The organism is Pseudomonas sivasensis (assembly GCF_013778505.1).
In the GTDB taxonomy this organism is placed as follows: domain Bacteria; phylum Pseudomonadota; class Gammaproteobacteria; order Pseudomonadales; family Pseudomonadaceae; genus Aquipseudomonas; species Aquipseudomonas sivasensis.
The window spans coordinates 1-557 of the sequence record NZ_JAAOWU010000051.1 but is presented as its reverse complement, the minus strand read 5'-3'; the positions used below and the strand labels follow the sequence as shown (position 1 = coordinate 557).

Annotated in this window: 1 protein-coding gene; it reads left to right on the top strand. The window is 58.2% G+C overall.

The features are described from left to right. Window positions 1-557 (top strand): hypothetical protein (locus tag G9Q84_RS29035; RefSeq protein ID WP_203219277.1); only part of this gene is annotated, 557 nt, incomplete at both ends.

Here is a 557-nt window from a genome sequence, read left to right as displayed (position 1 = left end):
CAAAGACACCGTGGCGGGCTCGTTCACCGTGGGTGACGAAGAAACCCCAGTTGCAAACCTGGTGGTCACCTTCACCGGCGACAGCAATAAAGACGGTTACTACGCCATCGTTGGCAACAACGTTGTCCTGACTCAGGCCGGTGCTGACTTCGTCAATGCTGGGAACAAACTCCCAGCGTTCGATCTGACCGTGACTGATGCTGACAAAGGCAGCGCGAACGCCGCCGCTACTCCAGATGTCACCCTGGTCAACGACATCCCGGTTATCACCGTGGCTGCGACCACCATTGTTGAGAACAGCGCCAAAGTCGGCACTATCGCCGGTAGCTTCGTAGCAACTGACGAAGAAACCCCGACGGCCAGCCTGAAAGTCACCTTCACCACTGGCACCAACGCGGACGGCTACTACACCCTGTCCGGTACCAACGTGGTGCTGACGCAGAAGGGCGCGGACTTCGTCAACGCCGGTAATCAACTGCCGAAAATTGACCTGACCGTCACCGACGCCGACAACGCCACTTCGCACAGCGATGCTCAGCCGGTCGTTACTTTGGTCA